Source organism: Burkholderia lata (assembly GCF_000012945.1).
Classification (GTDB): domain Bacteria; phylum Pseudomonadota; class Gammaproteobacteria; order Burkholderiales; family Burkholderiaceae; genus Burkholderia; species Burkholderia lata.
This window is the reverse complement of sequence record NC_007509.1, coordinates 38,341-65,237: the sequence shown is the minus strand read 5'-3', so window position 1 is coordinate 65,237 and position 26,897 is coordinate 38,341. Positions and strand designations below refer to the sequence as shown.

Below are 26,897 nucleotides of genomic sequence, written 5' to 3'. Positions count from 1 at the left end.
CCTGCCAACCGGCACGACGGCGCCGATTCAAGTCCGGATCCGTCGAAGATGAATGCGGCCCCCAAGGCAAAAGACCAGTAAATGCGCTCCGGCTGGACAGGGAGGTCGTGGCGCCGCTCGCTTCCGCGGAAAGTGTTGACGTCCCCGTGTCGGATATTGACAGCGCTGCTGTTATCCGCCGTCGCCGGGGCGCGAGCGGAACCCGTCAGCCTAGAAACCTACCTCGTGATGCACGGGCCCACTCCGGACACGGTCGTACACTACGGACCGGCGCCTTCGCAGGTTGTCGATTTTTTCCGCCCGCCGGGTCAAGGCCCGTTTCCGGTCGCGATCCTGGTTCACGGCGGTTGCTGGCAAAGCCGTTATGGCGGACGCCTGCAACTTCGCGTGCTGGCCGCGCAACTCGCAAGGCAAGGCATCGCGGTATGGAATGTGGAGTACCGCCGGATCGACGAGCCAGGGGGAGGCTATCCCGGGACGTATCAGGATATCGGAGCGGCTGTCGACCTTCTGGATGTCCAGGCTGCCTCGCTCGATCTCGATAGCAGCAGAGTCGTTGCAGTCGGGCATTCGGCAGGCGCCCAACTTGCGGTATGGGCCGCCTCGCGAGCCCGTTTGCCGCGGGGCAGCGCATTGTTTGTACCACGTCCGCTCTCGATCCCGACGGTAGTCAGCCTGGGCGGCCTACTGGACTTGAGGAGCGATGCGAATGCGATACGGGAATCATGTGGTATCGATATCGCTGCCTTGACCGGCATGCCCAGCGAGTTGCGTCCGGATGTGCTGTCCGACACGTCGCCTGCATCGCTGGTGCCGAACGATATGAACGTGATCGCCATTACCGGCGCACTCGACTCGGTCGCACCGCCCGGTCTGGCGCGCCGGTATGTGGCGCTCGTTCAGCGAGCAGGGGGATCTGCCCGGGCAATTGTCGTCCCTGATGCCAACCACCTCGACGAGGTCATACCCGACTCACCGGTCTGGCCAATCCTCGACGCAATCGTCCTCGACGCCCTTCGCGTTCCCTCACGCCAGGGCGGACATCGGTGATGAGCTCGCTGCGCGTGAAACTGGGGGCCAAGCACGCAACCTCGATCAAAAAATAGAAACGACAGAAAAACGCGGTTCGACGAATAATGTGCAGCCACGTCGTATATGAACACGCTGCTCACTTCGGCATCAGCACCTTGTCGACCACCATGATGACGCCATTGCTCTGGTAGACGTCATAGGTCGAAATGTCGGCGGTGTGCCCTGCCGCGTCCATCACGACAATATTATGCGGACCATTTTCCGAGAACACCAGCGTCTCCCCGTTGACGGTCTTCAGTTCCGCTTTGCCGCCTCCTTCCCTGATTGCCTGGTCGAGCTTGCGGAAGTCGTAGCGCCCCGGTAACACGTGATAGGTGAGGATGCGAGTCAGTATTGCCTTGTTTTCAGGCTTGACGAGGTTGTCCACAGTTCCGGCCGGAAGCGCTGCAAACGCTTCGTTGGTCGGCGCGAACACCGTAAAGGGACCGGCACCTTTCAGTGTGTCGACGAGCCCGGCGGCCTTCACCGCAGCAACCAGCGTGGTATGGTCCGCCGAATTGACGGCGTTGTCGACGATGTCCTTGGTTGGATACATGGCTTGACCGCCGACCATCACGGTCCCGCCCGCAGCGAGCACGTTGATCGCGATCACCGACAGTGCGACAGCGGAAAACAAAACAGTGCGTTTCATGATGGTTCTCCTCAACGAGCAGCGCCTGATTGCGCTGCGTTGAACTCCCATACGGTCCGCGGCATGGATTGGATTCATCCGTTGCCTAAAAATATGCAGCTCCTGTCCAGTCGGCACTCAGCAGTCCAGCGTCGTCTATATTCGATCGATATCCTAATAATTATTCAAAGAGACTGCATCCGGCGAATCCGCCGCTCCGTATAAGCCGTCGAGGACTCGCTTTCCCAATGCAATATGTTTTCGTTCAGTGCGGAACGGAAGGGAGTCTTTGCGTCCGCGATTTGCGTCATTGCGTCGCATCTGCTGTCTCTTTTTCTCCGCGCATGCAGCGTGATCGCGAGTCTTGCGGCTTTCCTGCGAATCTCTTGAGGAGCATGGTCATGTCTGATGTCAAAACCGATTCGTCAGCACTTATCGATGTGTTTGACCGCCGCGTCGAACGTCGTTTGCAGCGCCGGCAGTTTTTCAGGAACGCGGGCGGACTCGGCCTCGGGCTGATGGGCGGCACGCTCATCAGCGCGTGTGGCGGAGGCTCGGGAGTCGACGCAACCGCTGCAGGTGCGCCCACCGATGCGGAAATTCTCAACTTTGCATTGAACCTCGAATACCTCGAGTCGCAGTTCTACACGTACGCGACCACCGGTAGCGGCTTGCCGGCCGGCATGGTCACCGGTGTAGGCACGCCGGGTGCGGTAATTCCTGGACAGCAGGTGCCTTTTCAGGATCCGGTTGTTCAAGCCTATGCCAACGAAATCGCGAAGGACGAGCGCGAGCACGTTACGTTCCTGCGCACCGCACTCGGATCGGCTGCGGTTGCCCAGCCCGCGATCGATATTGGCGGCACCGATCCGAACGGTGCGTTCTCGGTTGCCGCGCGAGCCGCTGGACTCGTTGGTTCGGGCGTAGCCTTCAATCCTTATGCAAGCGACAACAACTTCCTGCTTGGCGCGTTCATCTTCGAAGACGTCGGCGTCACGGCCTACAAAGGCGCATCGCCGCTGATCACCAACAAGACCTTCCTCGAGGCGGCGGCAGGGATTCTCGCCGCGGAGGCCTATCATGCCGGCCTCGTGCGGACCGTGCTCTTCGCGAAAGGTGTCGACATGACGAGCCTCGTCAACGCGGCCAATGCAATTTCCGCCGCGCGCGCAAGCCTCGATCAGGTTGGAAACGACGACCAGGGCATCACCGGCAGTACCCCAGGCTCGTCGAACATCGTACCGCTCGACAGCAACGGCCTTGCCTACAGTCGCGGCTACGGCAACGTGCTCAACATCGTGTACCTGACGAGCACTGCAGCGATGAAAGGCGGCTTTTTCCCGAATGGCGTGAACGGCTCGCTCAACATGAGTGCATGAGCGGCGCATATGCGGAACCCGCGGCGTCGGCTCGATGCGTCGCGGCTCCAACACTGCAACGGAGAAGGTTGACGACGTACAGGAGCAGTCATGAACGAAGCGATGATCCAGGCAGTCGTGCCCAAGACGCTGACCGAGCAAACCTGCTCCGACATTCGCGAAACGCTGGCGGGACGCCGGCGCGGCGCAAGAACGGTGTTGTCGTTTGCGGGGCCCGCAGTGGTCGCGTCGATTGCCTATATGGATCCCGGAAACTTTGCGACCAACATTCAGGCTGGCGCAGGCTATGGCTATACGCTGCTGTGGGTGGTGGCACTTGCGAACGTCGTCGCGATGTTGTTTCAGTCGCTCTCGGCAAAGCTCGGGCTGGTCACGGGCCGCAATCTCGCGGAGCTGTGCCGCGATTCATTGCCACGGCGCTGGGTGATAGCAATGTGGGGAATGAGCGAGGTCGCCGCAATGGCGACCGATCTGGCCGAGTTCGTGGGCGGAGCGATAGGCGTGTCGTTGCTGCTGCATCTGCCGATGATCCCGAGCATGCTGATTACGGCCGCTGTGACCTACGGCCTGCTGCAATTCGAGAAGCTCGGTTTCCGGCCTTTGGAACTCGCGATCGCGGCACTGATTGGCGTGATCGGTTTGTCGTATCTTGCAGAACTGCTGATTGCGCCCGTGCACTGGCCATCGGTGGCCCTGCACTCGGTTACGCCGAGCATACCGGATAGCAATGCATTGACGATCTCCGTGGGCATCATTGGCGCGACGGTCATGCCGCATGTGTTGTTCCTGCATTCCGGACTGACGCAGAACCGAGTGAGGCCGCGCAACGATCGAGAATGCTCGCAGCTGCTTGCATTCTCGAATGTCGAGGTGGTGGTGGCGCTCGGCATCGCCGGGTTGATCAACATGGCGATGGTGATCATGGCATCGAGCGCGTTTCATCTGGGGCACGCGGACATCGCGAGCATCGAGACCGCGTGGCGCACGTTGACGCCACTGCTCGGCGGTGCAGCCGCAGGGCTTTTTCTCACCGCGCTGATTGCATCGGGAATTTCGAGTTCGGTCGTCGGCACGATGGCAGGCCAGATGATCATGCAAGGCTTCGTCGGGTTCCGTATCCCGGTGTGGGTGCGACGGCTTGTTACGATGGCGCCAGCTTTTATCGTGGTGGCAAGCGGAGTCGACGCGACCCGCGCGCTTGTACTGAGCCAAGTCATGCTGAGTATCGCGCTACCGGTGCCGATGATCGCGTTGGTGTGGTTTACGTCGCGCCGCGATTTGATGGGGCGACACATGAACCGTCGGGTGACGACAGTCAGTGCGGTGCTCGGGACGCTCCTCGTACTCGCGCTCAATGGCGTTTTACTGGTGCAACTGGCGTTGGGGTGAGCGGCGGAATCAGTTGGATGGCTTTTACGGCAGCACGCTTTGAGCGGACCCGGTTGCCACCAGAGCGATCGCGCCGGCCGCCGCCATCACGAAAAAATGCGCGTCCTGCCCCACCGACAGCCGGTGGCCATGCGTGAAGGACCTCATCTCTGCAACCGCGATGACTGGCATCCCGAATCCGCTCGAGAATGCATCAAGAAAATGCAATATGCCATACGACACCGGAGATTCCGTCGCGAAGAAGATCAGCGCGTTTGCTGCTGCGATCGTCATGATCCATCATTCGAAGCCAAGCAGGAAATTGACGATATTCCCGCTGTACGCGAAATCGAGGCGTGGTCAGCATCAACGTGGCAAGAAGGCTCAGCAGGCCTATCACGAGTCGAGACGAACGCGGTTAATGATCTTCTATGCCCTGGAACAATGCCCCGGAAGGTCATCGGTGGTCAGCGGGAAAATAGCGTGTCGACAACGCTTCGTACAGCGGCGGAGCAAAGAATCGCGACACGCGGCTGGCGATCAGCGCCGTGGCCATCAACGAGATGACGAGTGCGTGGCCGTTGATCATCTCGATGACGATCACGAACGCAGTGATCGGGCTCTGCGTGACCGCCGCAAGATAGCCGACCATGCCAAGCGCGATCAGCATCTGCAGCTGCATGCCCGAGAACAGGGTATGCAGCGTGTTGCCGATCCCGGCACCGATCGCGAGCGACGGTGCAAACAACCCGCCCGGCGCGCCGGGCAGGTACGAGCCGATCATCGAAACCATCTTGAACACCGGGTACAGCACGCTCACGTTCGTGTGGCTTTCGAGCATGCTCCGGGCTTCCGCGTATCCGCTGCCGAACGTATGGCCGTGCGTCGCCACACCGACGACCGCGACGACCAGCCCGCACGCCGCGCCGAACAGCACGGGCTGGCCGGCACGAAAATCCTGAAGCCGTCGCGGCATCCAGCGTCGCGTGTTGAGCAACAACCAGCAGAAGATTCCGCCCATGACGCCCGCGATCACACCGATGAGGATGACCGCAAGCGCCAGCGACTGAGGCAGGTGCGCCCCTACGTCGATCGTACCGAAATAAACGTAGTTACCCTGAATGCCGAGCGACACGATACCGGCGAAGATGATCGCCGTGATCAGCACGCCACTCGTCCGTTGTTCGAAACTGCGCGTGAGTTCCTCGATCGCGAACACGACACCGGCAAGCGGTGCATTGAACGCGGCGGAAAGGCCTGCCGCCGCGCCCGCGAGGGCCAGCCGGTGCTCGAGCACGCCCGGGCGAATCGCCCGAAACCGCTGAGGATAAAACTGCCGCAGGTTGAACATGAGTGCGGCCCCGACGTGAATCGTCGGGCCTTCGCGGCCGATCGTGAACCCGCCGAGAATGGCCAGGAACGAGACGAGTATCTTCCCGATCAGGATCCGGAACTTGAGCAGCCGCGCACCCGTGTTGCCCGGCGCATGCAGCATGGCAATCACCTGTGGAATGCCGCTCCCCTCCGCACCATCGAAGAATCTCCGCGTCAGCCAGACCGTCACCGCACCGATCAGCGGCGTGACGATCAGCGGCAACCATGCATGTTCGGCGGCATAGCCCAGAAACACCGCGTAGCCGAAATCGATCAGCTTCGCGTAAAGCACCGCGACAAGGCCGACCGCCACCGCACCCAGCCAGAACACGCCATAGTGAAGCCACAGACGCCGCGCATGCAGCAACGCGCGTCGATCTGCGAGCGCGGAAATGCGGATCATCGGTCTCCCCCTGCCCACTCGTCAGTCTTGTTCATTTTCAAACGCTGTCCGGATCGTTCAGGCTCGCCGCGGCGGCGGCTTCATGCCGAATGCGATCGCCAACCATACTGCAACCATGCCGGCACACATCAGAAACACCATGTTCGGGCCGCCTTGCTTGAGCAGCCAGCCGCCCACGATGCCGCCGAGCGCGAGCCCGATCGACTGCGTGGTGTTGTAGACGCCCGTGGCCGCGCCCTTGCGCGAGCCGGGCGCAAGCTTCGACACGAGCGACGGCTGCGACGCTTCCAGGATGTTGAAACCAAGGAAGTAGACGAAAAGAACCGCCGCCACAATCAGGATGGTATGCGGCGCGCTGCCCAGCAGCAATTGGCCGATCAGGATAGCCAGGATGCCGCCGAGCAGCACCGGCTTCATCTTGCCCCGTTTTTCCGCGACGATGATCGCCGGGACCATCATCACGAACGCGAGCCCCATCACCGGCAGGTAGACCTTCCAGTGCGCGGCGACCGGCAGGCCGCCGTCGACGAGCAGGCGGGGCACGACGAGAAACAGCGCCGTCTGCGTCGCGTGCAGCACCAGCACGCCGAAGTTCAGGCGCAGCAGCTCGACGTTGTGCAGCACCTCGGCGAACGGTGCGGGCACGTGCACGGGCTTCGCCGCGTCGGGCACGATCCACAGCACGACGCCGATCGCGAGGATCGACAGCACGCCGACGATCGCGAACAGCCCGCTCATCCCGACCCAGTGGAACACGATCGGCGCACCGACGATCGCGACCGCGAACGATACGCCGATCGACCCGCCGACCATCGCCATCGCCTTCGTGCGGTTCTGCTCGGAGGTCAGGTCGGCGATGAACGCGAGCACCGCGGACGACACCGCGCCCATCCCCTGGATCACCCGGCCGACGATGATCCACGTGATGTCGTGCGCGGACGCGGCGACGAAGCTGCCGATCGCGAAGATCACGAGGCCCGTGGCGATCACCGGCTTGCGGCCGAACTTGTCGGACGCCCAGCCGTAAAAGATATAGAACAGCGACTGTGTGACGCCGTAGGCCCCGAGCGCGATGCCGACGAGCAGCACGTTGTCGCCGCCCGGGATGGTTTTCGCGTAGACCGAGAACACCGGCATGATCATGAACAGGCCGAGCATGCGCAGCGCGAAGATCGCCGCGAGCGACGTGGTCGCGCGCAATTCGGGCGCGGTCATGCGGGAAGACACGATGGACGACTGGGACATCGTTGACGCGATTTACCGAACGGATCCAACAACGGACAAAAAAACCCAGCTGGGTAGCCGGGTTCAAGAAGCTCGCCCCGGCCTTTCGTATCGGGACGACCGGACGTCGAGTGACGCGAGCTGAGGGAGCACATCTGAATTCACGATTTCGCAGAATTTCCGCATCGTAACATGGCAACTAGTCACGATGTGACATTTCTCCTAATCTGGTTAACGTGGCTGTATTCACCCACCATGTGACCAAGAAAGTCTTTCGAATCACCCTTCAATTCATTTACAAAACACCGTCGCCCGTCAAACAGGAGCAGCTCCGTTCACTGTGCTTCCGGCAGTGATGCCGCGCCCCGTTCCGTTGATCTGCGACCCATTCCGTTCGATCGAACGCCCTCTTCGGGAGACCAGTGATGAAAAGCTTGACGCGATATGCGGTGCTGTTGGCCCTTGTGCTGTTCGGTGGATGCCACTCCGCGACAAAGACGCCCAGTACTGCCGGCATGATGAATCAGGGAACCGCAAATGGTCAGGCGATCGGGACGCCATCGACCATGGCTGACGAATTGAACAACCCCAACAGCCCGCTCGCAAAACGCAGCATCTATTTCGATTTCGACAGCTATGAAGTGAAGCCTGAGTACCAGTCGCTTCTGCAGGCACACGCCGACTATCTGCGCCTTCATCCAGGCCGGCACATCTTGATCCAGGGGAATACCGACGAACGTGGCACCAGTGAGTACAACCTCGCGTTGGGCGAGCGCCGGTCGCAGGCCGTGCTTCGCACACTGGAAACGCTCGGCGTACCCGATGCACAGATCGAGGCAGTCAGCTTCGGCAAGGAGAAGCCGGTTGCATTGGGCCACGACGAAGCGTCGTGGGCACAGAATCGTCGCGCGGATATCGTTTATCGATGAAGCGCCAGCGTGGCGGGAGCCCGCTCGCGCCACGCATTGACCGACAGAACGGTTCGGCACCGATATCGCGGTCACAAGCCCATGAAGTAGGTCCGGACATCCATCTCGGCGGACCACGACTGCACATCGGGGAGTTCATCGAACTCGACCGGCCGCCCCCGGTAAAGACAACAATATCCATTCGCCGTTCGGTAGACGATGACCCACTCGCGATCGTCACTCGCCTCGTCTTGCAGGTTGCCGGCCAACACTTCCTTCCAGTCGTCGAGATGCAGGGCCACCGCAAGGCGCCGGCGCAGAACGGCCAGCTCAACGCTGAGTTTCATGCTGCCCCTCCTTGCCGGCATGCGCTTCGGCCCGCGTCGACGCATGGCTGTCACCGTGCTGTTTCCCTGACCGCAGGCTGCGCTGCGTTCCGCGCTGGTTCTCGGGAAAGATCCTGATGCTGCTCGCCACCGCGTCTGCGATGTGTTCCTTGGCAATGACCCCGACCACCTCCATTGCGCCCTCTTCTTCGGGCTGGGTGACGACCACCGCCATGGTTGCGTGCTTCTGGCGCAGCTTGCTGATCACATCGAATGCCGCTTCACCCGGCGCGACCACGATGAAATTGCGTTGAGCGAGCATACCGAGCGTCACCGACGGATGGTCGTGCGAGATCGCCCGGCGCAACCCCGTGTTGATGCGAAGCACACCGTCGATCCGGCCCGATCGCGTAACGACCACGTGGCGGAACGGCGGGCCGTCCAGATTGCCCAGAATGTCGCGGAACAGTACCTCGGCGTCCTGCACGAGCACGTCCGTCTCCATCACTTGCGCCGCGTTCTGGACGAGGAACATGTTGGCATGCAACGCGTTCGGAATCACGTGACCGCGACGCACGAGCTTGAGCGTATAGATGCTTTCGCGGCAAAGCAGGCGCCGGGTCGCAAGGCTGACCGCAACGGCGATGATCATGGGCAGCACGATGTCGTAGTCGCGGGTCATCTCGAAGATCATCGCGACCGCCGTCATCGCCGCACCGGTTCCCCCGCCCACCATCGCCCCCATCCCGACCATCGCGAACGCAGGCGTGCTGATACGGCCTGGACGGATGCGGCGAACGCCGCGCCCAATGCCGCACCGATGAACAGCGACGGCGAGAAGACACCGCCAGAGGATCCCGAGCCCAGACTGATCGACGTTGCGAGGGTCTTGCAGAGCGCCAGCGTGATCAGAAACAGGCCACCGCCGAGCTGTCCGTAAAGCAGCGCCTGAATCGTTGCATATCCCACGCCTTCTACGTAGTAGTGCCCGGCGAAGCGCATCAGCAAGTAGATCGTCACGCCGACGAGCAACATCCCCAGCGCGTGACGTGCATAGCGGCCCGGAATGCGCTCGAAGATATCCTCCGCAACATGAAGACCATGGGTCAGCATGGCTGCGCCGACACCGGTGACGATGCCGAGCGCCGCATACAGCAGGAGTGTCAGCACACTGCCCGGACGATCGGGAATCGCACCCAGTTGGGCCGGCACCAGAAATGCCGGCGCACTGCCGAAAAACAACCGTCCGACGAAGGTGGCCGTGCCGGTCGCGAGCGCAACGGGAAGGAACGTGTTCACGCTGATCTCCGGCATCATCAGCTCGGTCGCGAACAGGACGCCGCCGATCGGCGTATTGAACGTCGCGGCGATCCCGGCACCCGCACCCGCTGCCACGAGCGTGATGCGCTGGCCGGTGGTCATCCTGACCGCTTGCCCGAGCGTCGAGCCGAGCGCCGAACCGATCTGAATGATTGGCCCTTCTCTACCGACCGCCGCGCCGGTGCCGATGGCGAACGCGGACGCCAGAGATTTCACGATCGCGACCACCGGCCGAATCACGCCGCGCTTGAAGTAGATCGCGTCCATCACCTCGGGCACGCCGTGCCCCTTCGCTTCCGGCGCAAAGGTGCAGACGAGCCACGTCACAACCAGGCCACCGACAACCGGCACGAGTATGACGAACGCCCCCCATACGGAAGTGGGCGTGAACTCGCTCGCGTTGTACGAGGCCGAAAACCGGCCGAGGAAAAACGCGTTGTGCACGAAACCGATCAAGCCGCGAAAAGCCACGGCGCCGATTCCGGTGACGACGCCGACCACGATCCCGAGGCAACTCAGGCGATACATGTCGATCGGCGACGCGTCGTCTTCCGTTTGCGACGCGCGCTGGACGCGACCGGTTTCCACGCGAAGCGATGCGAGTTCGCCGGCCGCGCCGTCCTCTCCTCCTGTCGATCCCGATGTCATGGCGCCCGCCTGTGTCGAGTGTGTGTCGATCCGTCAACTGGTCTCGTTCATGCGCCCCATCATCTCCAACGTCTCGCCGGCATCGAGCGCACTGCGCACGGCCAGCACGAGCACCACCACGCTCCAGGCGGCGACCAGCAGAATGTCCCAGCCGAATCCGATGACGCCCAGGCCGCCGCCGATACCACCCATCCATGACAACAGCCACAGCCCGCCGAACCACGGGAGCAACCACGCGATGTGCTTCCAGCCAAAGTCACGCGCGCTACGGCGCAACACGACGTGATGGTGAAGCGCGTAGAGGACGAAGCCGATCGCCACCAGCGAGAACAGGAAGTTGTTGGTCTTGAAGCCGGTCCAGTAGATGACGAGGTTGCTGCACACGAATGCGAGCGGCGCGATCAACCCGGCCCCGCTCATGCGGAACGGCCGCTGCAGCTCCGGTACGTTACGTCGCAGGACAAGCAGCGCGATCGGCCCCAGCCCATACGTGAGCACGGTGATCGACGTGATATAGCTCACCATCTGCTGCCACGCCGGGAACGGCATCAGGAACAGCACACCGACCGCCCACATGATCAGTACGGCAACCCAGGGAATCCTGTTGGCATTCAACCGCGTCAGCATGCGTGGGCCAGCGTCCAGTTCTCCGGCCGCGAACAGGATGCGCGAGCCGCCGGTGACGTACATCAGGCCAGTGCCCCCAGGCGACACGTAGGCGTCGATGTACAGCAGCGTGGCCATCCATCCCATGCCGAGGGTCGTTGCGAGCCCTGCGAACGGCCCCATTTCGCCCTTGAAGCTGAGGTTGTTCCAACCGGCGGCAAGATCGGCCGGCGCAAGCGCGTAGATGAATGCGACCTGCAGCAGGATGTAGATGACGGCCGCCAGAAGGACCGCGCCGATCACGGCCAGCGGAATGTTTCGATGCGGATTGGCGCTTTCGCCGCCCAGGTCGATCGCCGTTCGAAAACCCAGATAGCTGAAGACGATGCCGGCGGCCGGCAGCGCGGTGAACATGCCGGACACATGGTAGCTGCCCGGCGCCGCGTGCATCACGCCCCAGTGCGTGCTCGCGCCCAGCAAGCCGGCAATCGTCAGAAGCGGCACGAGTATCTTCCACCACGTAATGGTCGAGTTCACGCTGAGCAGCCAGCGGATCACCATCAGGTTCAACAATGCCATGATGCCGAGCAGGCCGGCGCATGCGACGAAGCCGACAGCCGTCAGCAAGCCTGCGCTTCCGGGCTGGATGAACCAGGGGAGATAGTTGTTCGCGTACGTGACGATCGCCTCCGCCTCGACCGCCGGAACCGGCACGTATGCCAGAAACAGGAGACCGCACCAGATACGGCCCAGCCCGACGCCATGACTCGCATGGCTCATGTGCACCAGTGCGCCGCTGCGCGGAAACATCGCCGCGAGTTCGGCGAAACACAGTGCGATCAGCATGATGATGATCGCGCCGAGCACCCAACTGCCGATGCTCAGCGGGCCGGCGATGCGCGATGCGTGATAGGCGCCGAACAACCAGCCGGAACCGACCATGCTGGTCGTGCTGGCGAACAACAGCCCGATGATTCCGGCGTCACGCCGGAGCTTGCCTTCCAGATTGAGGCTCGAGGTCGTGCTCATATGCCACTCCTTGCAAACGACCTCCCCCTGCTGCGTGTGTGTTCGTTCTCCCGCCCTGCCCGTCGTCGCGACGACCGATACATATCGGCCGTCCCGGCGAATCCGCGCACGTTGCTGTCGCGCGTTCAGTTGATATCGGTGACGTCATGGAAAGCCCAGCCGAACGACTGAATTTCCGACTTGTGCAAGGCCGCAACCTTGCGCAAGCATTCCGCCCCTTTTTCCGTCAGATGGATCTCCGCTTGCCTCCGATCCTGCTCGCTCGTCTGGCGCCGGACGAGCCCGGCTGCTTCGCAGCGCGTGATGAGCGCCACCGTGCCATGCGAGGACGCCTGCAGCCGCTCGGCTATCTCGCCGACCGTCGCCCACGAGCGGTCCGGAAACGCACAGGTGTGCAACATCAGCATGTATTGCAACGGCGTCAGCCCCTCGGCCCGCAGGATTTCCTCCGAGAAACGCAGGAAACGCCGCAGCCGGTAGCGAAATTCGGATAGCTGCTCGAGGTCGTGTTTCGTGGCGCTTGCGCCGGCCTTTCGATTGCTTGCTGCCATCACGAACTCCGTGAACACCGGGAGTTTTCTGGAATCATGTCATCACGTGACCTAAAATATAGGCGCGCGTGACGGGTAGTGCAAAGTGCTTTCATCGGTCGCTGCTCCGGTCGCTGCGTGGATTGACCCCATCAACCTGAATCGGTGAGGAGAAGTGGACGGCATTTCAATACCGCTGCTGGTCGCCCTGGTCGTCGTACAGCCCGGTCATTCGATAAGCTCACGTGCGGGAACGGCCAGCCACGTCGTTGCCCCGGCGCGGAATATACTGCATGTGGGCAACCCTTGGGCGTGGCCGAGTCTCATACCCAACGTCAGTCGTCCGGTGGCAAGCAATCCGACGCCCACCCCGGTCTACATCCCTAGCGTGACATATCACCCCGACGGTTGGGGCGCACATTCCAGGTTGGCGGGTGATCGGTTCAGGTGGTGATCGATCGGCGCCTGGGTCCGCTCGCCGCGGCAAGGCGCCCTGCCTTCGCCACGCGGTGCGGGGCCATTCAATCCCCCTGAAGCGTCGCGTCGATCGGCCGACGCCTGTCTCGAAGACTACAGAACCCGCAGCATCGAAACGGCCGAGCCTGGACATACCCCCTGGAATTTGCTCGACGTCCGCACCAGGTGCGGTACGTCATCGCGCGCGACGCACACGAAACCAAGACGGGCGAAATAGTCTTCCGCCGTCGTTGTGAGGAGCACCAGCGACCTGACTTGCAGCAAATGACACGCGGCGACCAGCCGCGACACGATACGCTGCCCCAATCCAGCATCCCGGGCATGCTCCGCCACCGCGATGGAGCGCAAAAGCGCAGCGTCGTCGTAGCGCTCGATGCCACCGCACCCGCACATCGTCGAACCGTCCATCGCGACCACAAAATCCTGCAAATGATCGCTCACACCGATGACGGGCAGACCGCACTGATGCAGCAGGGCTTCAATCGACGCCAGGTCGTCGACCGTGGCGGGACGGATCTCCATTTGTCACTCCTTTGATCGGGATCTAGATGCTCCGCTGATTCACGCGATTCGACAGCGCCTCGGCGCTTTCCTTCCGCTCGCTGTATCGGTCGACCAGGTACGGGCCGATGTCTCTGGTCAGCAAGGTGAACTTCACCAACTCTTCCATGACGTCGACAACGCGATCGTAATAGGACGACGGTTTCATTCGCCCGGCTTCGTCGAATTCGGCGAACGCCTTGGCGACCGACGACTGGTTAGGGATGGTCAGCATGCGCATCCAGCGCCCCAGCACACGCATCTGGTTCACGGCGTTGAACGACTGCGACCCGCCGCTCACCTGCATCACCGCCAGCGTCTTGCCTTGCGTGGGCCGGACCGCGCCAACCGACAGCGGAATCCAGTCGATCTGCGACTTCATGATCCCGGTCATCGCGCCGTGCCGCTCCGGCGAGCACCACGCCATCCCTTCAGACCACATCACCAGTTCGCGAAGCTCGACCACCTTCGGGTGATGCTCGGGCGCGTCATCGGGCAGTGGCAGGCCACTCGGATTGAACACGCGCACCTCTGCACCCATCGCCGTGAGCAGCCGGCCGGCTTCCTCGACCAGCAGGCGGCTGAACGAACGCTCGCGCAGCGACCCGTACAGCAGCAGGAGCCGAGGTGGGTGTGTCGACGGCGAGGCAGGCCGCAGTCGAACGGCATCCGGCACGCGGAACAGCGCTGCGTCGAGCTGCGGCAGGTCTTTCAGTTGCTCAGACACGCTCGCCCTCCGCACGGATCACGACCTCGCCGTCTTCCTTGGTGAACGGTCCTTTCTGCGGGTTCGGCAAGATGTCCAGGACGGCTTCCGACGGCCGGCACAGCTTCGTGCCGATCGGTGTGACCACGACGGGCCGATTCATCAGAATCGGGTACTGCTCGATGAAGTCGAGCAACTGCCCATCGGTCCACTTCGGATCGCCCAGGCCAAGTTCCGCATAAGGCGTGCCCTTCTCACGCAGCACCTCGCGCACGGTCAGGCCCGCGTCGGCCAACAGCTTGACCAACGTTTCGCGCGGCGGCGGTGTCTCGAGGTATTCGATAACGGCGGGTTCCTCGCCGCTGTTGCGGATCAAGGCCAGCGTGTTGCGCGACGTGTCGCAGTCGGGGTTGTGATAGATCGTGATGGCAGTCATGTCGAGATTCCTCCGTTCGTATCAAGTGCGGCACTCGTACCAGCCCTTCGACTGGTTGACGATGCGCACGACGAGCAGCATGACCGGCACTTCGATGAGCACGCCCACGACAGTCGCAAGCGCCGCACCGGAGTGGAAGCCGAACAGGCTGATCGCGGCCGCGACCGCCAGCTCGAAGAAGTTCGACGCACCGATCAGCGCCGATGGGCATGCGATGTCGTGTTTCTCGCCGACCGCACGATTGAGCCAGTACGCGAGCGCCGAATTGAAGAACACCTGGATCAGGATCGGCACGGCGAGCAGCGCGATCACCAGCGGCTGCGTCAGGATCGCTTCGCCCTGGAACGCGAACAGCAGCACGAGCGTGGCCAGCAGCGCTGCGATCGACCACGGGCCGATCTTCGCCATGGCCGCGTCGAACGCCGCCTGCCTCCTCGCCAGCAACACCTTGCGCCAGATCTGCGCGAGGATCACCGGGATGACGATGTAGAGCACGACCGACGTGAGCAGCGTCGCCCACGGCACCGTGATCGCCGACATCCCCAACAGCAGACCCACCAGCGGCGTGAACGCGATCACCATGATGCTGTCGTTCAACGCGACCTGCGACAGCGTGAACAGCGGATCGCCGCCGGTCAGCCGGCTCCAGACGAACACCATCGCCGTGCAAGGTGCGGCGGCCAGCAGGATCAGTCCTGCGATGTAGCTGTCGAGCTGGTCCGCCGGCAGCATCGGCGCAAACAGATGGCGGATGAACAGCCAGCCGAGGAACGCCATCGAGAATGGCTTGACGAGCCAGTTCACGACGAGCGTGACGCCGATGCCTTTGACGTGCCGACGCACTTCATGCAACGCGCCGAAGTCGACCTTGACCAGCATTGGGATGATCATCACCCAAATCAGCAACCCGACGGGCAGGTTGACCTGCGCGTACTCGATCCGGCCGATCTGCTGGAACAGGCCGGGCAGCACCTGGCCGAGCGCGATGCCGGCGACGATGCACAGTGCGACCCACACCGTCAGGTAGCGCTCGAAGAAATTGATGGAAGGCTTTGCGACGACCTTTCCCGGCGGGGCGACGTTGGACGTGTTCATGGGACGGTGTTCAATCGTGAAGTCGTGGGCGACCGCTCGGTTCGGCAGACCGCCATGCAAATGATCAGTTTTGCGAGATCTCGATCAGCGCCGTCTGGAGTTCGGCGTCGTTCATTCGATCCAGCGGCAGTGCCAGCAACTGCAGCATCCGATAGCCGATCGCTTGGCGTGTGAGTTCGAATGCGAGGCGCCTTCCGTCGTCGCCACCCGCCGCATTCGACGGATCGGCGTAGCCCCAGTGCACTTTGACGGGGCTGCCGGGCCAGTATGGGCAAGTCTCTGCTGCCGCGCTGTCGCACACCGTGATGACGACGCGCATTTCAGGCACACCGTCGCCGACGAACTCGTCCCAGCTCTTGCTGCGGTATCCGTCGACGTCGATGCCGGCGTTCGTCAACGCTTCCAGCGCGAACGGATTGAGGCGACCGCTCGGCGCACTTCCGGCGCTGTAGGCACGCACGTCCTTGCCGAGCTTCGCAGCCCAGTGATTGAGCATGCCCTCGGCAAGCACGCTGCGCGCCGAGTTGTGGGTGCAGAGGATCAGGATGTTCGTCGTCATGGGCGGAGGCATGCGAATGCGAATCAGGATTGGCGGGTGCCCGACGTCGGGCATGCGGACACCGGCGAGCACGGATTGCCGCCGCAACAGTTCTCCGTGAGGTAAGCCAGCAGGCCGTTCATCGTCGCGAAGTTCGCGCAGTAGAAGACGAAGCGGCCTTCCTGGCGGCTGGTGACGAGTTGCGCATGCGCCAGTTCCTTCAGATGAAAGGACAGGGACGACGGCGGCACGTCCAGCAACGTGGCTATCTGCCCGGCCGGCAGGCCTTCCGGGCCTGCCTGCACGAGTGCACGAAACACGGCGAGCCGGGATTCGTGTGCGAGCGCCGCAAGAGCGGCAATAGTCCGATTTGTTTCCATTATTCGATAATAGTAGAAATATGGAATCAAGGATAGCCATGGGCAGCTGATCGCAACCGAGCAACTCCGGATAATTGCTCCCACTCATATCGAGGGCATTAACTTGCGCGGCCCCTTCAACTTTCCGGTGGCATTGTACGCAAAGCGGATCTTGCCGAGCATCGCGGCCGGCACCCCAATCCGTCAACCAACCGGAGCGCCTAACGACGAGATGAACTAGGACCGCCGGTCGAGGGACGCCCATCTTGTATGCGGCCATACCTGGAGACGCTCTCTGCTTCGTTCGCGGAGGGTAGACACTAACCCATTGTTTTGTCGGAGTAGTTATTGGGGGCCGCAAGGCAAGACCTTGCCAGGCCTAAAGTCGCCTAACCGGAAGCGAGCACGGAAATCAAGGTCACCCCCATTGCGAGCGCAAATCGTGCTGGCCTGTTCCGAGGACATTGACAACCAGACGGTCGAGGGAAAAATGCGGCTCACCCAGCAAATGAATTCGAAGTGGCGTGAGCGCTATGCGACGCATCGACAGGATGGTCTTCCGGGTCCACCTAGATCGATCGAGTATCGATGCCGTTACCGCAAAGACACTGGAGTACGCGCGCGATGGCTCAGGAGATGAGCCTTTCGCAGGCGGCCGTGCCGTGAATCCGGCGAGCCGCCGGCTTGCAGCCGCATCAGCAGAAGACCTTCAAGCTCTCAAGCGATCCGCCGTTCGTCGATGATGTTCGCGACATCGTCGGCCTACACCTCTATCCGCCGCTGAAGGTGATGGCGCTATGCGTCGACGAGTAGAGCCAGATCGAGGCGTTGGACCACACGCAACCCATACCGCCATCGGCACCCCGAATTCCCAAGCATCGAGCCGACGACTACATGCGCCACCGCACCACCACCTCGTTTGCCGCGCTGGACAATGCCACCGACGAAGTCATCGGGGCATTACATCGTCACGATCGTAGTAATGAATTCCTGCAATTCTTTCGCACGATCGATGCCAATTTTTCCGCGGATCGGAAGGTTCATTGGGTGGAGGGCAACTACGGCACACATACGATACCGTCTGTCAAAGACTTGTTTGCTCGATACTCGTGCTTCCAAATGAGGCTAGGCACGAGCCTGAGCCAGTTGCCCCGGCAAGCACTCTTCGATAATACTGAGAATGGCGCGCGTCTTGGGAGGCAACGGCCGCGCAACAGGCAGAACCGCATGTAGATCAAGACCAGATACGTTGTATTCGGGGAGAATCTGTTGCAATCGCCCGTCAGCGATTGCTTCAGCACACACCCTCCGCTGGAGAATACCAATGCCAAATCCGGCAATTAAATGCTCGCGAGCCGGACGCCAGTGATTAACAGAAAATGCAACATTGACGCGGACCTTCACCATCGCAGAATCCGCAGCGATCAGTTCAATGTCCCGAGCGTTATAGATACCACGCGCTCGAATGAATGGATGATCGGCAAGCTCTGAGGGCTCACTAATCGGCGCATGCTTCGCGAGATAGACAGGGGAAGCGACCAGCGTACGATGGACGTGACCCAAGTAATAAGAATCCTGCGCTGCAACTCCAGGTTGGCCCAGCCTCAACGAGAGGTCTACGCCTGCAGTGGCGGGATCTATCACCGCATCTTCGAGGACCAACTCCACGCTCAGCTCGGGGTACCGCTTGCGGATATCGACCATAATCCCCGCCAGAACAATTTCACCAAAGGCATGGGGCGCAGCCAACTTGAATATTCCGCGAACGTCATGTTGCTCCCGGCTGACACCCATCGCGATTTCAATCAGGGCGATCGCTCTCTTACTGCGCTCGTAGAAAATCTGACCATCGTCCGTGCAGGTCAGTGTGCGCGCGTGGCGAAACAACAGTGGCAAGCCGAGATGACGTTCGAGCCGATCCAATCGCTCGCTGACTGTGGATTGTCCCATACCCAATCCATGCGCGGCGTCGGAAATACTGCCGCACTCGACAACTCTGACGAATGCGCGCATAGCTGTCAGGATATCTAATATACGCATTTACTTCGTAAAAATATTGTCGACTTCCTTACAATGGAACACTGCAAATCCTTATTGCACGCACATCGGTAAATCACGATTCTTTTTGTATGAATCAAGTACAAAAAAAAGCCCGTGGGATATAGTCACCACGGGCCAACCCTCTGCAGGGAACGAGGTCGTGGCTGCCCTCAGTTGGCCCTACCGGGGCTCGGATAACCCAACCGGAGAGGTAAGCAACCACAGTCCATTGTGGCTCGGGGAAACAATTCAGAGCAATACGACAATACACGATAGATAAATTCGCTCGCGAGATGAAGCCTGCGTAGATCGGTGCATGCGTCCAATCTTCCTGCAGTACTAAGTGCCTGATCCGTCTCACCCGGCCAGTCGGGCTGGTAGTTGGTGTTCCAAGATTTGGAGAATAGCGCGCGTTTTGGCTGGAATCGGTCGGGTCACCGGGAGGATCAAATGCAGATCAAACCCAGGCACCGTGTAATCCGGAAGGATCTGCTGCAATCGCCCGTCGGTCAATGCGTCGAGGCAAGCAGGCAACTGCAAGACGCCGATCCCTGCTCCACCTAACAAGAGTTCACGTGCCGCTCGCCAATGGCTGACGGTCATACCGAGGTCTAAGCTAATAGAAATCGACTCGCCCCTGCTGTCGTCGAGCTCCAGCAACCTGTCTCCATAGACGCCGCGCACCCGGATAAACGGATGCTGACTCAGTCCGTGCGGATCCTCAATCTCGGGATAGCGCGCAAGGTAAGAAGGAGCGGCGACAAGCTTGCGACGAACATGACCCATACGGTACTTAGCCCCCCGACCTTCGACTGGTCGACCAAGTCGTAGTGAGATGTCCACGCCCGCCGTGACCGGGTCGACGATCGAATCGTTGAGGTCCAAATCGATATACAGATCCGGGTACTGTGCCTTAATCTCTAACAGAACTGCCGGCATGATGATCTCACCCAAACTCTGCGGCGCACTTATTCGAAACATGCCACGTATTTCGCGGTGCTCTTGCGCCACCGCAAGCGCGTCGTCCACCGCGCTCAGGGCTGCCTTGCAGCATGCATAAAAGGCCTGTCCGTCGCTGGTCCGCGTCAACGTGCGTGCGTGGCGATATAGCAGGGGGATCCCGAGATACTCTTCAAGCCTGTTGATACGCTCACTGACTGTAGACTGCCCCATATCCAAATCGCGAGCAGCCATCGAAATGCTGCCACGCTCTATGACGCGTACGAAAATTCGCATCGCGGAAACGATATCTAGAGCTGCCATCTACTGATTTTTATGACGTTTATAGTCACACAAAAAATATGGGGAAATTCCACAATCAGGCGGGGCAATGCACGTGTAAAAATACGATGTTCGATGTCGCATCTTCATGCGTACCATAGCTCCGAATACCTAAACGATATGCGGCGCACATTTCCATGCATCATGCTGCCGATTGCCAAATCGTAAACACACTCGCTTACGCTCGAGTCAGGATAGCAACAGTCAATCCGCAACCCACGCGTTAGGCCCTATTAGCCCTCCGCCGACCCATGCCAACTCAGCGATCGCCCTGTACGGGGTCAGTATTGAATGTGTACAACACGATCCTCCAGCGGCCATTCATCTTATGCAGCGTGAGACGTCCCATTCTTAGATTAGTGATGGGTCTGCCGTTCTCAATCACTGCCGCACCCTTATGATGGTGCGTATGCACGACGGCCGTGTGTCAACTTCGGACACAACTTTCCCAGAAGTATCGAAGTAGAATTCCCCACCCTGTTTGGACGCTGATCAGTCGGTGATGTGATCGGTTGGCTCCTTCGAAGACGGCCAGGATGCCGGCGAACCGGCTCGGTCGGCACGAAACTCAAGGCTGACGTGCCCCCTTGTTCAGAGCACTCTCGTACGCGTGAACGGGCACATAGACTTGCTGCTGAACGACCCGGACAGCAACGTCGCTCGAACACGACCGCAACGGGGCGTCGCCATCGGCATAGGCAACAGCAACGCACTCTATCGACAGCATAAGAACAGGGGCAGCACGTCCAGACAGCACACAATGCGTTTTCATTTGATTCCCCCTAAAACGAAAGCGAATATGCTTCTTGGGACCCTAGCGGTCCTTAGTCATCGATAGGGCAACCTAGCCCTTTCATATCAGCGAACTTGACGTGATCAAAGCGACGAGCGTGATGACAAAAACCCGGTCCAGCCATGACGTGCCTGTGCGATTCAACCGCTCACATTGCGACGCGGGCAGTGTGCGAGCACCTTGCCAACGAGCGATGGTTTGCTCAATGACGTGCCGCAAGTCTGGTGGGCGATCAACACGACACACGACATAAAATGACACTCCTTCGAATGGTTTCGTAGAGCAGGTCGCCAATCGCCGACGTATGAGTCGAGCCCGGTCGGTTACTCGGGGTCGCGGCATGTCGAGTCATGCGTCGATCTCACGGAGGATCCGCTGGAGAAACCGTTTGAGGATCATCCTCTCCTCCATTGACAATCGTCCCAGCACGACCTGCTCGGCCTCCGACACCACAAACGGGACCCGCTCCGCAATCTCCATTCCCCTAGACGTGAGCGATAGATCCAGCGCACGGCGGTCTTGGCCGTTTCGCCGCCGCACAATCAGCGCGCGACGTTCGAGGTCCTGCGCAAGACGCGTGAGGCGGCTCGTCCCACAGCCGAGCAAATTCGCGAGTGCCTGACACGACATCGTGTCGCTGCGCGCAAGATGTACGAGCGCACTGCCCTGCGAAAACTGAACTCCGAGTGCTATCAGCATTCTCTGGTTCACCACGTTCCGGATCATGAGCTGGACGCTCTGCATCGTGCGAAAGCCGTCCGCCTCAAACGGCACGTCACAAAAAGTCGGTCGTAACGATTCGCCGGACATGATCTGCATTACCGTGGGTTCAGCACAACTGGCGCATCCGACCGGTAGCCACCGCCTAGCGCCTTGGTCAACGCGATGTCTTGGCCGATTCGCCGGCCGTCGAGGTCGAGCAGCGCGACCCGCTCCAGGATCACGGCCTGCTTCGCCTCGACCGCAGTCAACCGGCTCGCCAAGCCGCGCTGATATTGGGCGTCGGCGCTGTCCTGGGAAAACGTCGTCGCCTGGATCTTCTCTGTTTGCAGCTTCGCCTCGGCATCGAGGTCCTGCAGCTGGCTGCCCGTTGTGGCGATATCGCGTACGGCGTTAAGAATCGCCTGGTTGTACTGCAGAATCAGCAGATTGCTTGCGCTACGGGCGCCGCCAAGGTTCGCGTTGAGTCGACCTCCGTCAAATATCGGCAGGTACAGGCCTGGAACGAGATTGATCTGCTGGCTCGCGTGCGTGAACAGGTCGCCCAAATGCAATGCGTTGACGCCGAAGAATGCCTTGATATCGAAGCTCGGATAGAACGCGGCCTTAGCTGCATCGATCTTGTCGAAAGACCCTTCGACATACCAACGCATCGCCTGCAGGTCCGGGCGCCGCGCCAGCAGTTCGAACGAGAGCGTCGCAGGCAACGACGACGGCGGTGTCGGCAACGCCACGGGCCGAATCTCTGCAAGATCCACCGCCCCCGCACCTATCAGCGCGCGCAACGATTCGCGTAGTTGCTGGATGCGCCCTCGGGCAGCCACGATCTGCCGCTCTGTCGCCAGTTTTTGCGAGCGAGCGATCTCCGTCTGCGTCTGCGGTTCGAGCCCACGCGAAGCACGAGCGGCGTGCGCGTTCATTGAGAACGTCACAATGTCGTGCAGTTGCTCCAGCAGATCGATGAGATGATAGGTAGTCTGAATTCCGTAGTAAATCTGCGCGACGTCGGCCGAGATTTCCAGCTCGATCGCCGACGTCTCGACCACCCGCGCATTGTGAACGCCCAGTGCCGCCGCCACTTGGGCGCGCTGCTTGCCCCAGATATCGACGTCGAGACTTGCACCAAGGCCGACGACACCTTCCGTGTACCACGGACCACTCGCCCCCAACATTGGCTGGTTGCCTGAATAGGCGCTCAGGAAGCCGTTGCTCGACACACGCTCCCGGTTCACCGATCCGAGCGCGCTCACCTGCAGACTGGTGCCCGCCTTTACCAGGTCGACGTCGGCCTTGGCCTGCGAGACCCTCGAATGGGCACTCGCTATCGTAGGCGAATCCGCAAGCGCGCGATCGACCAGCGCGTCCAGTTGCGGATCGCCGTACCGCATCCACCAGCGTGCCGACGGCCAGCCGTCGTTCGCCAAATGAATGTCGTTGGCAATGCGAATGCGCTCGGGATCGAGCGTCGCCGACGGCTTCACGTCGCGATGGATCAATGCGCACGCGGCCGAGCCGCACAGAAGCGCGGTGACAGCGATATGACGCAACAACAGACAGAAGGATCGAATCAATGAATCAGTCATGCTTATGAAGCTCGGGAAGTCAATACGGTACCGACAGATCCCGGCGCCCAGGCCGGCAGGCCCGCGACCTGGACGGCGAGGTTGCTTGCGCGGGTCAGCAACCGGTCGTATGCGGCCCGCAACGCATCGGTCGGCAGGGTCGACAGTTCGGCCGCGCAGCAATCCGACAGTGCCGCCAGCGACGCACAAGGCGGCGCATTGATCGTCAGCGGACGCTCAGCCAACGCGCTTGCATAGCCGTCGAGCAATCCGGCCAGCTCGGCCTGAAACGCAGTCGTCGCGGTAGCGATCCCGCCTGGCAATTTCTGTGCATTGCGCTCTGCGCCGAAGGCGTCGGTTGCCAGCAGAATTTCCCGGACCCGGGCGAGCAAAGTCTGCATGCGCAAAGTCAGACTTTCCTGCTCTCCGTCCGCCATCTGCCACCCCGGTTCCAGCGCGACTCGCGCCGACATCGCTTCGCTGTCACTCAACTCGGCCCACAGGGTGACTGGGATCGGCCCCGTCCCATCCGAACGAAGCTGCGCGCCAATCCGTCGCAGCAGCTTCGCAGCACGCTGACGCAGTGCTTCGCCTTCGGCCTCAGGCCACAGACACGCATGAACGACTGCCGATACGGCGACGCCGAACAAAATTCCGATCATCCGGTCGCGGATTTCAGTCAGATTAATGGCGGGGCCGAATTGCTCTAGCACGGCCAGCGAAAACGTAAACATGATCTGGGTACCAGCGTAGCTGATGTGCTCCGAACCAGCCGAGACCCAGGCGGCCAGCGCGATCACGGGCAAGACCATCATCAGCAACCCGACAACCCCATCAAGATGCGGCATAACCCAGACGACCATTGCGAGCGCCAGTACACTACCGACGGCGGCACCGCCGATCCGCAACACCGCGCGCTGGACCGAGGAGCCGAGGCTGGGTTGCGCTACGATCAGACAGGTCAGCATCATCGTGTGAATACCTTGCCAGTCGGTCGCAATGTAGAAGAGATAGCTGATCATGGCCGCCATCAGCGTCTTCAATGCGAACTGGGCGTAGACCGGATTGGTGACGGCGTCCGGCACAAGCAATCGCTCCTTTTCGGCTGGCGATTGAACGCCCTGTGGTGCAGCCGATCGCCCAGAGAACTCCAGCAACGCGTCGCGCATTTCCGCAAGCGCGCCGGGCAACCCATCCCCCCCCAGATCAATCAATGCTCCGGGCGCAACGAATTGACCATCCGCCTCCACCGCATCAGCAAGTCGCTGTATGGCATCACGCAGCACAGGAATCGCGTCGACCGTCAATCCTGCTGACGAAGCCGGCAGATGGCCAGTCGCAGCATACAGACGCGACACAGTCGCCACCCGCGCCAAATGCAACGCCTGGTTTGCGCGATACGCGGCATCACGCATCGTCGCGAAGCGGAGCAGCTTCTTGAGCGTCAACGCGCCAACCTGGATTTCATACGCTCCGGGCGCACTCGCCACCAACGCCCAATGCTCGAGTCCTGCCAGACTTGTGTCGATTGCTTTCAGCTGACCGCCCATAGCGCTGCAAAGTTGCCGCATGGGTTCGACGGGCAGGAACAGCGTATTGATCAGGAGCGTCAGCGCAATCGCATAGGTGACTGCGACCCACGCCCACAACTCCGCGCGCACCAGCAGTTCGGCCTGGTCGGTACTATCGACGAATGTTTGCCCGTAAATGACAGTGAGCCCGACAATAAAGAACACGACACCAATCTTTGCCACCCGCATCATATAAACGCTGAGAAAGACCAGCGTGCCAGCCAACAGGATCCGTAGCAATGGATAGTCGTAGGTGAACTTGAGCACCAGAATCGTGCTGCCTACGGCAATCGTCGACCCGACGACGAACAGCACGCCGGTCAAGCGCGTCACCACGACGTTCGACTGCGTCACGAAGAACACCACGATCAGTGACACCGGCAGAAGTGGCACCTGCAGCGCCATCGACGTGACGATGACAAGCGCGCTGGTCAGCAGGCAACGCAGCATCACATTCATGCGCCCCGGGTACGGCCGGACTTCGCCGCCAATGAAGCCAGCAAGGCGTTGAAGATTGCTCGATGCGAATTGCTCAGTGCTCATGCGATGCTCACTGAGCCGCGCCGCGGGCGGAGGCATCGCGCCTCAGTGTGGCCACCGCCGACGTGCCAATGCGGAACGTTTCCGGGTTCGGATTTCGAACCGCGATCTTGACAGGGAAACGCTGCGACACGTGCACCCAGTTGATGCTTCGCGCCACACGCGGCAAACCTTCCTGGACCACGCCACCGTCGTCGGGCAGCACGCCGTAGCTGATCGAATCGACCTCGCCGTCGAAATGCTTGCCGGTGTCGCTTAGGAGATAAACGGTCGCCGATGTCCCTGCTCGCACGCCTTTCAGATCGGTTTCGCGGAAATTCGCGATCACGTACCAGTGACGTATATCGATCAGAGTAAAGACTGGCTTGAGCGCCGACGCGAATTGCCCGACTGTCGTGCGCAGTGAGGCCACCCGACCGTCGAACGGTGCGCGGACTTCGGTGAACTCGAGGTTCAGCTCCGCAATCGCGATCTGCGCTTCGACTTCGGCACGCTGCGCGACCAATGCGTCCACGCCGCTCACCGCCGCGGACGCCTGCTGCGCCTGCAGCATCGCTGCGTTCAACTCCGCCTGCGCCGCCCGCTCCGCGGTGCGCGCCCGATCGACATCTTCCGCCGACATATAGCCCGGCGCAAGCAGCGGCTCCATGCGATGCAGCGTATCCGCCGCCTGCACGGCCTGGGCGCGCGAGCGCTCAACCGCTGCCTTAACGGAATCGGCGTTGTACTGCTGCGCATTGACCGTACGCTGCGTGAGTCCAATCTGCCTTTCGAGCGTGACCAACCTTGCACGCGCCTGATTGAGCGCATCCTGGTACGGTCGCGGATCGATCCGGAACAATAAGTCTCCCCGCTTCACCGGCTGGTTATCGCGCACTGGCATCTCGACGATCTTGCCGGTCACTTCCGGTACGACGTTGATCGTGTCGGCATAGACATAGGCATCGTCGGTCGTCAGCGCCTGATCGAGACGCCACACAACAACACCGAGCAGCACCAGTGTGGCCACCACAATAAGCCACGCAGGCAGGGACTTTTTGCGCGATGCGCCAGAAGCGTCAGACATAAGGTACGAGGAATCAGTGAGGAAAGAAGAGCAGCCAGAAGGCCATGGCAAGCAACGCACACAGGGCGGGATAGCTGATCGCCAGCGGCGCGAGCAACGCGCGTTTGCCACGCTTGCCCAGCACGACGTGAACGATTCCGGCCCCCAGCACGCCGACAACAATGCAGAACAGCCAGTCCGGAAAAGCAGCGCCGAATACGGCGACCGACGGCGCTGGCACACACCCTCCGAGCAACAGGCTGGCCGCGATCGAAATGAAACTCAGGACGGTAGACGAACGCATCAGAAAAATATGCAAGGCAACGGACGAAGGCAGCATGGCTGCCATGCCACAAGGTTGATTCGATCATCGAATG

At 61.0% G+C, this 26,897-nt stretch carries 25 protein-coding genes and 1 pseudogene; 5 read left to right on the top strand and 21 right to left on the bottom strand.

Translation table 11 applies throughout. From position 1 onward, the window contains the following. Positions 1-156 precede the first annotated feature (156 nt). Positions 157-1,050: an alpha/beta hydrolase family protein gene (locus BCEP18194_RS00285; protein ID WP_041492385.1), complete on the top strand. Its 894-nt coding sequence runs from the start codon at positions 157-159 to the stop codon at positions 1,048-1,050. Positions 1,051-1,168: 118 nt separating this feature from the next. Here BCEP18194_RS00285 and BCEP18194_RS00280 read toward each other — a convergent pair whose 3' ends face one another. Beyond that, entirely contained in the window at positions 1,169-1,723 is a 555-nt protein-coding gene (locus BCEP18194_RS00280) for a fasciclin domain-containing protein (RefSeq protein ID WP_011349271.1), read from the bottom strand. A 380-nt stretch (positions 1,724-2,103) separates the two neighbouring features. Between BCEP18194_RS00280 and BCEP18194_RS00275 the strand changes: the two genes are divergently transcribed. Then, complete coding sequence (locus BCEP18194_RS00275; protein WP_011349270.1) at positions 2,104-3,081, top strand: ferritin-like domain-containing protein; 978 nt, start codon at positions 2,104-2,106, stop codon at positions 3,079-3,081. 90 nt (positions 3,082-3,171) lie between these two features. Then, positions 3,172-4,470: an Nramp family divalent metal transporter gene (locus tag BCEP18194_RS00270; RefSeq protein ID WP_011349269.1), complete on the top strand. Its 1,299-nt coding sequence runs from the start codon at positions 3,172-3,174 to the stop codon at positions 4,468-4,470. A gap of 24 nt (positions 4,471-4,494) precedes the next feature. On the opposite strand, the gene BCEP18194_RS00265 is transcribed toward BCEP18194_RS00270, so the two are convergent. From BCEP18194_RS00265 to BCEP18194_RS00255, 3 genes are all read right to left on the bottom strand, one after another. Further along, complete coding sequence (locus BCEP18194_RS00265) at positions 4,495-4,743, bottom strand: hypothetical protein (RefSeq protein WP_011349268.1); 249 nt, start codon at positions 4,741-4,743, stop codon at positions 4,495-4,497. A gap of 163 nt (positions 4,744-4,906) precedes the next feature. Then, complete coding sequence (locus BCEP18194_RS00260) at positions 4,907-6,226, bottom strand: chloride channel protein (protein ID WP_011349267.1); 1,320 nt, start codon at positions 6,224-6,226, stop codon at positions 4,907-4,909. A 57-nt stretch (positions 6,227-6,283) separates the two neighbouring features. Further along, positions 6,284-7,471 carry an MFS transporter gene (locus BCEP18194_RS00255; RefSeq protein WP_011349266.1) on the bottom strand — a complete coding sequence of 396 codons (1,188 nt, stop codon included), beginning with the start codon at positions 7,469-7,471 and terminating at the stop codon, positions 6,284-6,286. 404 nt (positions 7,472-7,875) lie between these two features. On the opposite strand from BCEP18194_RS00255, the gene pal reads away from it, so the two are divergent. Further along, positions 7,876-8,379 carry a peptidoglycan-associated lipoprotein Pal gene (pal, locus tag BCEP18194_RS00250; RefSeq protein WP_011349265.1) on the top strand — a complete coding sequence of 168 codons (504 nt, stop codon included), beginning with the start codon at positions 7,876-7,878 and terminating at the stop codon, positions 8,377-8,379. Between the two features lie 71 nt (positions 8,380-8,450). On the opposite strand, the gene BCEP18194_RS00245 is transcribed toward pal, so the two are convergent. From BCEP18194_RS00245 to BCEP18194_RS00200, 10 genes and pseudogenes are all read right to left on the bottom strand, one after another. Then, on the bottom strand, positions 8,451-8,705 hold the full coding sequence (locus tag BCEP18194_RS00245; RefSeq protein WP_041492384.1) for a hypothetical protein: 255 nt from the start codon (positions 8,703-8,705) through the stop codon (positions 8,451-8,453). Then, positions 8,689-10,532: pseudogene (locus tag BCEP18194_RS00240) on the bottom strand (chloride channel protein). The gene BCEP18194_RS00245 and the pseudogene BCEP18194_RS00240 overlap by 17 nt, the downstream one beginning before the upstream one ends. Before the next feature lie 153 nt (positions 10,533-10,685). Then, positions 10,686-12,287 (bottom strand): APC family permease, encoded by a 1,602-nt coding sequence (locus tag BCEP18194_RS00235; protein ID WP_011349262.1) that lies wholly within the window; start codon positions 12,285-12,287, stop codon positions 10,686-10,688. Positions 12,288-12,412: 125 nt separating this feature from the next. Continuing rightward, on the bottom strand, positions 12,413-12,838 hold the full coding sequence (locus tag BCEP18194_RS00230; RefSeq protein WP_011349261.1) for a MarR family winged helix-turn-helix transcriptional regulator: 426 nt from the start codon (positions 12,836-12,838) through the stop codon (positions 12,413-12,415). Positions 12,839-13,387: 549 nt separating this feature from the next. Next, a complete protein-coding gene (gene arsN2, locus BCEP18194_RS00225) occupies positions 13,388-13,816 on the bottom strand; it encodes an arsenic resistance N-acetyltransferase ArsN2 (protein WP_011349260.1) in 429 nt (142 codons plus the stop codon). Positions 13,817-13,838: 22 nt separating this feature from the next. Next, the gene (gene arsH / locus BCEP18194_RS00220) at positions 13,839-14,576 is read right to left on the bottom strand and encodes an arsenical resistance protein ArsH (protein WP_011349259.1); all 738 of its coding nucleotides are present in this window, start codon (positions 14,574-14,576) and stop codon (positions 13,839-13,841) included. Next, complete coding sequence (gene arsC, locus BCEP18194_RS00215) at positions 14,554-14,976, bottom strand: arsenate reductase (glutaredoxin) (protein WP_011349258.1); 423 nt, start codon at positions 14,974-14,976, stop codon at positions 14,554-14,556. The genes arsH and arsC overlap by 23 nt, the downstream gene beginning before the upstream one ends. 21 nt (positions 14,977-14,997) lie before the next feature. Further along, positions 14,998-16,071 (bottom strand): ACR3 family arsenite efflux transporter, encoded by a 1,074-nt coding sequence (arsB, locus tag BCEP18194_RS00210; protein ID WP_011349257.1) that lies wholly within the window; start codon positions 16,069-16,071, stop codon positions 14,998-15,000. A gap of 64 nt (positions 16,072-16,135) precedes the next feature. Next, positions 16,136-16,630 carry an arsenate reductase ArsC gene (locus BCEP18194_RS00205; protein ID WP_041492382.1) on the bottom strand — a complete coding sequence of 165 codons (495 nt, stop codon included), beginning with the start codon at positions 16,628-16,630 and terminating at the stop codon, positions 16,136-16,138. A gap of 23 nt (positions 16,631-16,653) precedes the next feature. Further along, on the bottom strand, positions 16,654-16,989 hold the full coding sequence (locus BCEP18194_RS00200) for an ArsR/SmtB family transcription factor (protein ID WP_011349255.1): 336 nt from the start codon (positions 16,987-16,989) through the stop codon (positions 16,654-16,656). Between the two features lie 663 nt (positions 16,990-17,652). Between BCEP18194_RS00200 and BCEP18194_RS42350 the strand changes: the two genes are divergently transcribed. Beyond that, positions 17,653-17,781: a hypothetical protein gene (locus tag BCEP18194_RS42350; RefSeq protein ID WP_341864752.1), complete on the top strand. Its 129-nt coding sequence runs from the start codon at positions 17,653-17,655 to the stop codon at positions 17,779-17,781. Positions 17,782-18,093: 312 nt separating this feature from the next. On the opposite strand, the gene BCEP18194_RS38995 is transcribed toward BCEP18194_RS42350, so the two are convergent. The 7 genes from BCEP18194_RS38995 to BCEP18194_RS00160 all read right to left on the bottom strand — a co-directional run bounded on the left by BCEP18194_RS38995 (position 18,094) and on the right by BCEP18194_RS00160 (position 26,869). Beyond that, positions 18,094-19,008, bottom strand: a complete 915-nt coding sequence (locus BCEP18194_RS38995; protein WP_011349254.1) for a LysR family transcriptional regulator — start codon at positions 19,006-19,008, stop codon at positions 18,094-18,096. 357 nt (positions 19,009-19,365) lie between these two features. Next, positions 19,366-20,271: a LysR family transcriptional regulator gene (locus BCEP18194_RS00185; RefSeq protein WP_011349253.1), complete on the bottom strand. Its 906-nt coding sequence runs from the start codon at positions 20,269-20,271 to the stop codon at positions 19,366-19,368. A 1,159-nt stretch (positions 20,272-21,430) separates the two neighbouring features. Further along, positions 21,431-21,901, bottom strand: coding sequence for a MarR family winged helix-turn-helix transcriptional regulator (locus tag BCEP18194_RS00180; protein WP_011349252.1), 471 nt, complete (start codon positions 21,899-21,901; stop codon positions 21,431-21,433). Beyond that, positions 21,901-23,385, bottom strand: coding sequence for an MdtP family multidrug efflux transporter outer membrane subunit (locus tag BCEP18194_RS00175; RefSeq protein ID WP_011349251.1), 1,485 nt, complete (start codon positions 23,383-23,385; stop codon positions 21,901-21,903). The genes BCEP18194_RS00180 and BCEP18194_RS00175 overlap by 1 nt, the downstream gene beginning before the upstream one ends. A gap of 2 nt (positions 23,386-23,387) precedes the next feature. Continuing rightward, positions 23,388-25,478, bottom strand: a complete 2,091-nt coding sequence (gene mdtO / locus BCEP18194_RS00170) for a multidrug efflux transporter permease subunit MdtO (RefSeq protein ID WP_041492534.1) — start codon at positions 25,476-25,478, stop codon at positions 23,388-23,390. A gap of 7 nt (positions 25,479-25,485) precedes the next feature. Then, positions 25,486-26,541, bottom strand: coding sequence for a multidrug transporter subunit MdtN (gene mdtN, locus BCEP18194_RS00165; protein ID WP_011349249.1), 1,056 nt, complete (start codon positions 26,539-26,541; stop codon positions 25,486-25,488). A 13-nt stretch (positions 26,542-26,554) separates the two neighbouring features. Then, positions 26,555-26,869, bottom strand: a complete 315-nt coding sequence (locus tag BCEP18194_RS00160) for a YtcA family lipoprotein (RefSeq protein WP_011349248.1) — start codon at positions 26,867-26,869, stop codon at positions 26,555-26,557. Positions 26,870-26,897 lie beyond the last annotated feature (28 nt).